The organism is Bacillus sp. JH7, assembly GCF_001563515.1.
GTDB lineage: Bacteria > Bacillota > Bacilli > Bacillales > Bacillaceae_G > Bacillus_A > Bacillus_A cereus.
This window is the reverse complement of the sequence record NZ_LPUS01000005.1, coordinates 1-8,722: the sequence shown is the minus strand read 5'-3', so window position 1 is coordinate 8,722 and position 8,722 is coordinate 1. Positions and strand designations below refer to the sequence as shown.

Here is an 8,722-nt window from a genome sequence, read left to right as displayed (position 1 = left end):
TGCCTTCATAGTTTGGTGATGATGGCAGAGAGGTCACACCCGTTCCCATACCGAACACGGAAGTTAAGCTCTCTAGCGCCGATGGTAGTTGGGACCTTGTCCCTGTGAGAGTAGGACGTCGCCAAGCAAATTTAAGACGAGTCAGAATGACTCGTCTTTTTTGTATGCTTTCATACCTCTATCAATTGCATTTTTAACCCCTTCTAAATAAGAAAATCCATATTTTTTATCTGGCTCTAAGTAAGTTCCTTCCGCCCACTCGTTCCATGCGTTAATAAATAAAAACTCGCTGTTATAAAAAGAGTAAGTCCGATGAATTTGCTTGCTTAAATATATGGTGAACTTTTCAGGGGTAGAACCTACAAAGATGCTGCTATTCGCGTTTTTACGTCGTGCAGTATTATCCCAATCAACAAAAGCCCCGGGAAATGTTTTTTTCTTTGGGAGCGATCGTTGTAATATATACATCCATACTTTATCGTAGTCCCAAACATTTAATTGCATATCAGAATCATATATTACCTTATTTATGTCTGAAGAGCTATCATGGGCAATTGTATAGAAAGGTTCAAACTGAATGCTAGCATCGAATCCATTTATATTAGGTAGTGGAAAACTGTTTAATGTTTCAGCAAAGTATATACCTTTTAAACCATTTTCTCGCGCTAATGCATTCCAGTAATTAAGCATTTTTTCACAATCAGGAATATGTCCTGGACGATAAATAATGAATAGAGGTTTATCATCTATATAAATATATCTCTCATCTTGGAAAGCCTGTAATAAATAATCAAAGTGTTCCTTCCAATCAGATATATCTCCGTAGTCTTGAGGCATTAATATATGTTTATCGAGACCATCCCAAGATTTTGTCCATGGTTCATTTGCCCAAGAAAGACAAAAAGGGAAGTCAGGTTCTTTCATCTTTAGTACCTCATTAAAGGGTGTTTCTAATAGTCTTTTTCCCTTAAACCAGTAATGATAATAACAAAAACCATATATACCGTATGCTTTAGCGATTTTTGCTTGCCACTTTCTTACGGAGGGGGTAGTTAAGTCGTAATAAAAATCTTGATAAGGTTCCCTAGGTTGATAATGTCCTGAAAATAAAGGTCGTGCACTTTTAGTATTTGTCCATTCAGTAAATCCTTTCCCCCACCATCGATCATTTTCTTTAATTTGATGGAATTGTGGTAAGTAAAAAGCGATTATTTTCAAGTTATATCCCCCTCGTGTTTTTCGTAGTTCAAGTGTTGGGAAGTTATTCTTGATTTGGTGAAGCAATTTTAAAATAAGAGATATGTTATCTGTTTACTGTTTTTTTTATGGTATGTATTGGATTTTTTAAGCTTACTTAATAAGAGAGTATTAGGTAATTTGATATATATCTGAAATAGAAAGTACTTTTCGTCATGAAATTTATTATGTTGAATGAAAGGAATTAAATTTTTTGAAGGACAAAGAGGGCCTGTGGTAATCGATTTACATCATCAAAAAAGTCTTGTAGCTTTAAATATTTCTCATAATGATTTTCAATATAAGTCCTAGGTATAACGGTTTCTCCGTAAAAACTACTATTTCTAACATCCCCTGCACCAGTAGGACTATGAACAAATTTGCCGTTTTCATAATCCGAGATGGCGCGATGTATATCTGGAAAAGCTTGAGATAAAGTTTTATGCCATCCTGTTTGAATTAATTCAGGATGTTCTTGGAATTGTTGACAAAAATCAAGAAAATAGCGCGCTTGTGTTGTTGCGATGAAGATTCCACCAGGGCGAAGAACTCTTGAAAATTCTTTTACCCAATTTTCGGCAGTTGCTTCGGATAAATGTGAGAATACAGAATAAGCGAATATAATATCTAATGAATTGTCGCTAATAAAATCTACAGGGGGATGTGGGCTTGCTGTTTTATATATCCCTCTTCCTAGTGTTTCATTACAAAGTGTGATCATCGCAGGATCGACATCAATGCCAAGTAAATTTTGATCAGAGGCATCTTTAAATAAGAAGCGTATAATTCTTCCCCATCCGCATCCGAAGTCTAAAACTTTACTTTCTTTATTCAAGGGAACTCCTAAATTTTGGGCGTATTCTTTTATATGGCTATAAAACAAATATGCTTCGTAAAGAGCATGTTCATAGGAAGCACCTACAAATTGTTTTTGAATTTCTTCAGGAGGAAACCTAGGTACGGGAACCCCATTTATCGTTGTTTGTGAACAACTTTGTATAAATAAATTTAGAAGTTCGGCATCAGATAGTGAATTAACAAGATGATCAAAATCACTTCCTAACTTAAAGTTATTCATTTGTTAAACCTCCGAATTATATAGTGATTAAACTTTATTTTCTTGCTTTTTACTAATGAAAACATGTAAAAATTCAGCATCTAACCCTAGTGATCTATCCTTTTGTAAAAAAACAATTGTATACATGTTTGCATGTGTATAAATATATTCAATCATATCCTGCCCCCAATCGAACGTTACTAAAGATCCATTCTCATCAATAGGGTTTCCATGATAAATGGGCTCTTCAATATATTCAATCACCTCTTGATTCATTCTTGCTCTTTGCACAGTTTTTGTGAGTGTATGATACCAAGGGACAGTAAATACATGAGCACCGCCAGGTTTTAATACTCGTTCTATTTCTTTAAAGGCTTTGTTTGGCGTCATTACATGCTCAAAAACGTCTTGAGTAATGAATAAATCAAAAGATTCATTTTCAAAAGTCATGTCTTCTAAGTTCTCACATCTAATACCTTGAAAGTATTGGCCAAGAGGATAATTTCTAAAGTATTGAGAATAAGTATAGTTTTTACAGTTTTTTAATAGTAGCTGAGTCGTAATTCCTCCAGGAGAGGATTCGTGGATACTATAGGAATCCCATTTTGGAAAAAATGTATGTAAAGCATGGATTAAAGCTCGCTGCCTTGGTATAGAGTTACATGTAGAACATAAATAATGATCTCTAAGCCAATCATTATGCTCTATAAATGTAGCTTTCTTTTCGCAAATAACGCAGTACCCATTATTGTGTTTCAAATTGATTTCCACACGATATCCCTCCTATGTTAATAAATGCAATCTATGTATGGAAAGTATGATACACGTCAACAATCGGCGAAATTAAAGGAAATGGGTGAAAGTTAGGTATCTCTTAAAATTACGATTAGGAGAAGGGAATAATTAGTTGGAGAGAACTCCCACTCGAATTAAAGTTTCACTTTATGCTATGCGATGTATCAGCTTTTATTCATGGGAAAATGTATAGACTTAAAATATCCCTTTCGTGTATGGGTACATTTCAAAATCCTGTGCGTATATTTCTGTAACTAAATCCATAGTTTCTTTATCATAAAAGCTTTCGTATGTTGGAAAGCGGGGAAAGCCTGGATCTGTAATGCTAAGTTCTGCATAGCTTCCTGCATAAATCATCTTGTGAGCGCGATGATGATCTGAATTTGTAAGAAGTGCTAAAGGGGATTTTATCAAATCGTACGTGTGTTCTAGTTTGGTGATTTGTGTATTAAAATCTTCTAAAGGAATATAACATTGGATGAAGTTTTCTTCACCAGGGACGTATTGTTGACTAAAATGTATATCTAACGCTAGAGAATTGGAGCTGAATGCCTGAACGTAATATAAAAATTGTTTAAATGATATTCCTTGATTACTATATTTGTCATTATAAAAATAATGACGGATACTTTCCCATTGAGGGCTAGCATATGGGTTGTCAGCAAGTAATAGAAATGAGCTGACAGCCCTTGTATAGGGATTTCGCACAAGTTTACAAACATCCTTTTTACCCTCTAGAAGATCATTTTGTAACTCTGGTATGTAATTTGTATTGTTCTTATACACCCAGAACTCATAGTAATGAATAAAGTCATTGTATTTCTTTGCTTCAGTAAATAATCCAATTTGAAAAAAGAACCAATTAGCTAACGCGGTGCATCCGCTTCTATGACTCCAAAATAGTATAAGGGGAAAGTCTTTATGGTAATGTGGAATTCGATCTTTATGTAGAATTACATGATTTAAAAGTTCTTGATTTATATTTTTCATGAGTTTCGCACTCCTTTTTTGAAAACCTTGTGTATTTAGAAGTTTTTTTATGGGTTAAACAAGTGAGGATTGTTTATTAAATATATTCATGGGGATGAGTAAATATTATGAGTGTTTTTGCAGTCAACCTGAATAAGGAAGCTATTCTAAAATGAAAATAGAAAATAAAGATAATGAAAATTTATAACAAACATACAATGATAAGAAGATGAATAATCGAAATGATCCAGTTTATTTGTGTATATTTTTAGGTTTGAAGACGGGAAAAATTTATTACTAGAGAGATGATATTATGAGGAAGAATAATTATTTAATAGTAGGTGGAAATAGTTTCATTGGTATCAACCTCGCATTGGGTTTATTGAAACAGGGGCAAAATGTAAAAGTATTTTCCAGACATATAAATAATTTTCCTCAAAATATTGTAAGTGAAGTTGAATTTATTAAAGGTGATTTAAAAAATGTTGAGGATATATATAAGGCTTTAGTGAATATAGATATTATTATTTATTTAGCTGCGACGTCTAACGTAGCAACTTCAATTGAAGATGTTTTCGGTGATATTAATAGCAGTCTATTTTTTCTTAATTTCATGGAAAGTGTTAAAGATTTTCGTATTAAAAAAATTATATTAGCTTCTTCGGGAGGCACAGTTTATGGTGAACCTGAATATTTGCCTATTGATGAGAAACATCCATTAAGACCACTTTCCCCGTATGGAATAACAAAAGTTTCGCTGGAGAATTATTTGTATTTTTATAAGAGAAAATATGGAATAGATTATGTTGTATGTAGATATTCTAATCCGTATGGAAAATACCAAAACCCCTTAAAAAAAGTAGGGGCGATAAATTGTTTTTTGTACCAGCATCTCAGTAATGAAAGGATTCATATATATGGGAATCCAGAGGAGATTATTAGAGATTATATTTATATCGATGATTTAGTTGAAATTACTATACAACTAGCACAATTAAATCAATTGAAATCTTGCGTATACAACATAGGGAGTGGCAAAGGTCTTTCTTTAAAACGAATTATAGTGGAATTAGAGAAAATAACAGAAAGAAAAGTGGATTTTATCTGTTACAAACAAAAACAAGAGAACGTTCAAAAAATCATTTTAAATATTGATAAGGTAAAACAAGAATTGAATTGGGAACCTAAAATAGATTTTAAACATGGGATTAGATTAAATAAGCTATGGATTGAAGAGTTCTTATATAGTAAAAAATAATAACCCACACTCTACTTGTATATAAGCAGAGCGTGGGTTATTAATTTACTTCTTTTTCTATAACCCAAAGGTCTTGATGTTCCCACCAAAATCCTTCAGTATACTTTTTGATAATTGGGTTATGGGGTAATAATTTAATTTTGTCACACACGTAAGAGGGACTAACTATCGTTTGTCCGTATTGATTCACATCTAAATCGAATTGTTCACTAGAAGAGAGAAACCAATAGCCCTTTTCATTTAAATTTGGAAACCCGAAGTATTTTTTGCTTTGATAGCCATGGGTTGTGAAAATGAATAAACCACCAGGTGAAACAGCGTTATACAATGTTTGCAGCCAACGAAACCAAGTTGTATCAGGTATATGAGAGAAAAAGGATAGACAAAAAACGATATCGTACGTAGAGGAGTCCAATTTTAACTGTTCAGGCTCAGGATGAGATAATATAGAAGAATTATTTAATTTGTTTTCAATAAAGGAAATAGCCTCTTCGTGTATATCGCAAGCGGTTATACTCAAATTTGCTTGTAGATTTAATAAATGACGTGTTACGCAGCCGTATCCGGATGCAAATTCTAACAATTTAATTGGATTGCCTGTAGGAGGATAAAGGGAAGTAATTAAGTTTAAGAGTATTTGTGCTGAGTTTTGCCCATCTTTAAAGTAGTAATCTATCGCTTCTTTTTTTGATGGGAAGACGGGATTAGTGACGATGAACTGAAAGATATGATCCTCAGGATGGATACTTGCATTTACATTATAGCTGTGTGCGATTTGAGAAATTAAATCTTTATGTTCCTCTATAAAGTCTTTCAAAGAGTATTCCCCCTTAAATAATAGTAGCGCCTTACAAGAGATATTGATGGCATAGAAAGTACACGTTTAAATTTTTAAGTATGTTTTAAGATACTTTCTATATGTATACATTTTCATTTTAGAAATGTCGTCGATAGTAAATCTTTCTTTAATGAAATTTTGCATTTGCACAACTTCATTGTAATGGGAGTATGAATCTTCTGTTCTCGTTACGCTATTTAAATGTCGTCTATGATAGTTTAAGGAGGCTGGATTGAAGTAAATATCTCCCTCTGTAAGAAGAGAAACATAGAAGAACCAGTCACCGGCTATTTTGAACTTCTCTAACTGTTTTTCTATTTTCTTCATATCTATATTTTTAAAAACTACACTTGAAACATTAGGTATAGTGTTTTTGATAAGTAACGTATCTTGTATTTCTTCGACGCCTTTTCGAAAATAGGGGGCTTTCCATTTTTCTTTATCAATATCATTTGTGTAATTTAAATAATGATTAGCCAATACATTTCCTTGTTCATCTATTTGTTTTGATTGTGTGTAGCTTAAGGTAATATTGTTATTTATATAAAACCCCTGTATCACCTCTTGTAAAAATGTCTTATCGCATAAGTCATCGGCCTCTGCGATCCAAATATAATCACCAGTTGCTGCAGAGACTCCTTTTATCCATTGTTTAAATACAGAACCGGAGTTTTTATCATTAATAATCTGTTGAATCTTCAGGTGGGTCTTATTTTCTTTTGAGAGCAGCTTTTTAAAAGTTGATACGCTATGATCAGTGGAGGCATCGTCTAAGAAAATTAGTTCGTAAAGAGGGTAGGTTTGGTTTAATATTGATTTGATTCGATCAGGTAAGTATTTTTCATAATTATAGTTCGGTATGATTACACTTATCTTTTTGTAATTATGTTCGAGAAGATCTAGTAATTCATAAATGTAATTAAGAAAATTGAAGTTTTTTTCGATAAGTTCTTGGCCAAAGCTTCCCTTTTGTAATCGTAATCCCTCATCATGAATAAATTCATATATTTTTTCTAGCATTTTGGGTAAATTTAAAAAGTCTACTAAGGCACCAGTTTTTTCTGTAACAACATCTTCAAAACCTCCAGCATTTTTAAAACCTATAACAGGAAGTTTTGCATCTAATGCTTCTAAAACAACATTTGGAAAAGGATCTTCCCTTGAAGTTAATAAGTATAAGTCAGCCCCAGCGTTATATAATCCGATATCGGGAGTAGGATCGACTAATGTGAAATGTGCTTTATATTTAGGGGGCAGTGTATTCAGGAATTGAACATCCGTTCTCCCTACCCAAATGAAATGAATATCCTTGTAAGTCTTTCTTACTGAGTAAGAGATAAGTGAGAATAGATCTATTCCTTTTCGATAATCTGCGAAGCCTACACCCAAGATGATTTTGCTATCTAGAGGCAGGTTAAGCTTCTTACGTAACTCATTTCTAGCTTTTGCAATATTGTTCTTATAAGGATTGTGGTTAAACAAACCTTGAGGGAGAATGTGACATTTTTGAGGATCCAATTCAGTGATTGTACGAAATTTTTCATATACGTATTGTGAAGGGAAGACAACTTTGTAAGCAAATTCAGCGATGTTTTTAGCTTTCCCTTCAGCAGAGTACTGTTGTATTAAATGCGGTAATTCATGTATTAATGAAACAACTTTTATATTGTGTCTAGCTAGTAATGCGACGATATCGCCACTTATGACAGTGCTACATATGGCGAGGGTAAAATTCTGTGATAATAAATCCTTTATTAATAATTCAACCTTTTCTTCTGTTTGATAACCTTGCTCGAGACAATAAACAGGACCGTACTTTTGAAAATCGGGAATTAAAATACCGGATCCAATAGAAATAATTGCGACAGAGTAATCAAAGTTTTCTTTAAGAGCTTTAATAGTATGTAAAGAGAGTAGCTGTGCTCCGTGGAAATGGGCATCATGGGATACATAAATTATCTTTTTATTAACATGCATTTCATAACGCCTCCTAAGTGTAGTAGATTTCTTTCCCTTTTTTAAAGGTAAAGAAGAGAAGTGTTTTATTTATAATCCCCCTAGAGATGAGTAGGGGGGAGTACGTACTGAAAGAAAAAATACTATCCTTAATATATATTTACCTGGTCTCACATTCATTCTTTAGAAAAGTATTAGTATTAGGTTAGAGAGTGTAGGCTGCAGCTTGTTAATTTGAATACATAAGTTTAAGAAGTTCTGAGGATGTGTTAGAAATTAAGAGAGGGCAAAGCTTTTATGATTTATAAAATAAAAAAGATAAAAGGTATTGACGATTGATCTACAGAGGTGTAATATAGAACAAGTCGCCGATGACATTAACGTCGCAAGCGACAAACGAAATGAAAAACTTAGTTGACATTAAATAACGAAGGTGTTAACATAAGGAAGTCGCAAATGAGCGACTAAGTAGTTCTTTGAAAACTGAACGAAACAAACAACGTGAAACGTCAATTTTTATTTTAGATGCTAGACAAACTAACTTTATTGGAGAGTTTGATCCTGGCTCAGGATGAACGCTGGCGGCGTGCCTAATACATGCAAGTCGAGCGAA

7 protein-coding genes and 2 rRNA genes are annotated in these 8,722 nt (G+C 33.2%); 3 read left to right on the top strand and 6 right to left on the bottom strand.

Annotated elements, in window-relative coordinates:
- Positions 1 to 11 precede the first annotated feature (11 nt).
- Positions 12 to 127, top strand: a 5S ribosomal RNA gene (gene rrf / locus AU379_RS17305).
- A gap of 14 nt (positions 128 to 141) precedes the next feature.
- Here the strand turns inward: rrf and AU379_RS17300 are convergent.
- From AU379_RS17300 to AU379_RS17285, 4 genes are all read right to left on the bottom strand, one after another.
- Positions 142 to 1,218, bottom strand: coding sequence for a glycoside hydrolase family 99-like domain-containing protein (locus AU379_RS17300; protein ID WP_000690999.1), 1,077 nt, complete (start codon positions 1,216 to 1,218; stop codon positions 142 to 144).
- A 223-nt stretch (positions 1,219 to 1,441) separates the two neighbouring features.
- Positions 1,442 to 2,314, bottom strand: a complete 873-nt coding sequence (locus tag AU379_RS17295; protein ID WP_061139566.1) for a class I SAM-dependent methyltransferase — start codon at positions 2,312 to 2,314, stop codon at positions 1,442 to 1,444.
- 27 nt (positions 2,315 to 2,341) lie between these two features.
- Positions 2,342 to 3,064 (bottom strand): class I SAM-dependent methyltransferase, encoded by a 723-nt coding sequence (locus AU379_RS17290; RefSeq protein WP_061139565.1) that lies wholly within the window; start codon positions 3,062 to 3,064, stop codon positions 2,342 to 2,344.
- A 219-nt stretch (positions 3,065 to 3,283) separates the two neighbouring features.
- The gene (locus AU379_RS17285) at positions 3,284 to 4,078 is read right to left on the bottom strand and encodes a sulfotransferase family 2 domain-containing protein (protein WP_061139564.1); all 795 of its coding nucleotides are present in this window, start codon (positions 4,076 to 4,078) and stop codon (positions 3,284 to 3,286) included.
- 292 nt (positions 4,079 to 4,370) lie between these two features.
- Between AU379_RS17285 and AU379_RS17280 the strand changes: the two genes are divergently transcribed.
- Positions 4,371 to 5,315 carry an NAD-dependent epimerase/dehydratase family protein gene (locus AU379_RS17280; RefSeq protein WP_061139563.1) on the top strand — a complete coding sequence of 315 codons (945 nt, stop codon included), beginning with the start codon at positions 4,371 to 4,373 and terminating at the stop codon, positions 5,313 to 5,315.
- 40 nt (positions 5,316 to 5,355) lie between these two features.
- On the opposite strand, the gene AU379_RS17275 is transcribed toward AU379_RS17280, so the two are convergent.
- Positions 5,356 to 6,132, bottom strand: a complete 777-nt coding sequence (locus AU379_RS17275) for a class I SAM-dependent methyltransferase (protein ID WP_061139562.1) — start codon at positions 6,130 to 6,132, stop codon at positions 5,356 to 5,358.
- Between the two features lie 66 nt (positions 6,133 to 6,198).
- On the bottom strand, positions 6,199 to 8,130 hold the full coding sequence (locus AU379_RS17270; RefSeq protein ID WP_061139561.1) for a glycosyltransferase: 1,932 nt from the start codon (positions 8,128 to 8,130) through the stop codon (positions 6,199 to 6,201).
- 522 nt (positions 8,131 to 8,652) lie between these two features.
- Here AU379_RS17270 and AU379_RS17265 point away from each other — a divergent pair.
- A 16S ribosomal RNA gene (locus AU379_RS17265) occupies positions 8,653 to 8,722 on the top strand; the annotation flags it as partial.

What these genes read in the sequence shown, in the direction of transcription:
- AU379_RS17295 (WP_061139566.1), bottom strand. Translation starts at nt 2,314, where the DNA reads ATGAATAACTTTAAGTTAGGAAGTGATTTTGATCATCTTGTTAATTCA.
- AU379_RS17285 (WP_061139564.1), bottom strand. Translation starts at nt 4,078, where the DNA reads ATGAAAAATATAAATCAAGAACTTTTAAATCATGTAATTCTACATAAA.
- AU379_RS17280 (WP_061139563.1), top strand. Translation starts at nt 4,371, where the DNA reads ATGAGGAAGAATAATTATTTAATAGTAGGTGGAAATAGTTTCATTGGT.
- AU379_RS17270 (WP_061139561.1), bottom strand. Translation starts at nt 8,130, where the DNA reads ATGCATGTTAATAAAAAGATAATTTATGTATCCCATGATGCCCATTTC.